Origin of the sequence: Streptomyces sp. NPDC051172, assembly GCF_040682555.1 — a bacterium.
In the GTDB taxonomy this organism is placed as follows: domain Bacteria; phylum Actinomycetota; class Actinomycetes; order Streptomycetales; family Streptomycetaceae; genus Streptomyces.
Genome location: NZ_JBFBBE010000406.1, coordinates 1 through 1,189, shown reverse-complemented (window position 1 = coordinate 1,189; position 1,189 = coordinate 1). Strand labels below are relative to the sequence as shown.

The 1,189-nt window shown below is 72.8% G+C and carries 3 protein-coding genes; all 3 read left to right on the top strand.

Going from position 1 to position 1,189, the window contains the following annotated elements:
- Positions 1-584: cell division protein SepF (gene sepF, locus AB0N07_RS51495; protein ID WP_365847961.1), on the top strand; the 584-nt coding region annotated here is incomplete at its 5' end.
- 7 nt (positions 585-591) lie between these two features.
- Positions 592-888: a YggT family protein gene (locus AB0N07_RS51490; RefSeq protein WP_010078509.1), complete on the top strand. Its 297-nt coding sequence runs from the start codon at positions 592-594 to the stop codon at positions 886-888.
- A gap of 139 nt (positions 889-1,027) precedes the next feature.
- On the top strand, positions 1,028-1,189 hold a 162-nt coding region (locus AB0N07_RS51485), incomplete at its 3' end, for a DivIVA domain-containing protein (RefSeq protein ID WP_365847963.1).

Below are 1,189 nucleotides of genomic sequence, written 5' to 3'. Positions count from 1 at the left end.
GCGACGAGTACGACGAGCAGCCGCGTGCCGCCGAGCGGGAGGCCGCGCCCCGACACGAGGTCGTCGAGGCGCGCCGCCCCGCGGAGCCGGACACCGACCCCCACATGGAGGCCGTCCGCCCGGCTGCGGTCCGCGATCCCGAGCCGGCCGAGCGGCCGGAGCCCGTGACCCCGTCCGGCTCCACCGCGGCCGAGCCCGTCGAACCCCGGCGTCCGGCGCGTCCCGAGCCGGTCGACCCGGGCTACCGGGCCCCGGTGACCCCCATCAAGCGAGCCGCAGCGTCGTCTGCCGAAGGAGCCTCCGTGCACACCCTCTCCACCGTCCACCCCCGCTCCTACAACGACGCGAAGGCGATCGGCGAGTCCTTCCGCTCCGGCGTCCCCGTGATCATGAACGTGACCGACCTCGGTGAGAACGAGGCCAAGCGCCTCGTGGACTTCGCGGCCGGCCTCGTCTTCGGCCTGCACGGCTCGATCTCCCGCATCACCAGCAAGGTGTTCCTGCTGACCCCGGCCACCGTGGACGTCGTCGGCGCCGAGCAGGGCGAGTCCGGCGTGGCCGACTCCCCGTTCGACGGCGACTGAGGTGCCCATGCAGCTGCTCCTCGCCCTCGCCTACATCGCCCTGACGGTGGTGCTCGCGGCGCTGACCGTGCGGATCGTCCTGGACGTCACCCAGTCGTTCGCCCGCCACTGGCGCCCCACCGGGGCGGCCCTCGTGCTGGCCAGCGGCGTGTACGGGGCCACCGATCCATTGCTGCGCCCCGTGCGTCGTGCCGTGCCGCCGGTGAACCTGGGCGGCATCGGCCTGGACGTGGCCTTCCTCATCGTGTTCCTCGGCGTCGTGCTGCTGCGGGTCCTGGTGCTGAGCCTGGCCGGCGTGGCCTGACCCGCGGCCCGGGGCGGCTCCCGGCCCCGGTGGTAGTCTTCGCGGCAGGGTCGGCGTCGCCACTCACCGGCGCGCCGACCGCCGACGCGCCGGGCCGCCCGGCAGTCCCCGAGCATCGAGCAGAGAGCGAGACGGTTCCATGGCGCTGTCCTGGGAAGACGTGGTCAACAAGCAGTTCCAGCCCACGAAGTTCCGCGAGGGCTACGACCAGACCGAGGTGGATGACTTCCTCGACGAGATCGTGGCGGAGTTCAAGCGCCTGATCGCCCTCAACGAGCAGCTCGAGTCCGAGAATGCGGAG

Bases quoted from the DNA above. Each gene is read 5' to 3' on its own strand.
- AB0N07_RS51490 (WP_010078509.1), top strand. From the start codon at position 592: ATGCAGCTGCTCCTCGCCCTCGCCTACATCGCCCTGACGGTGGTGCTC.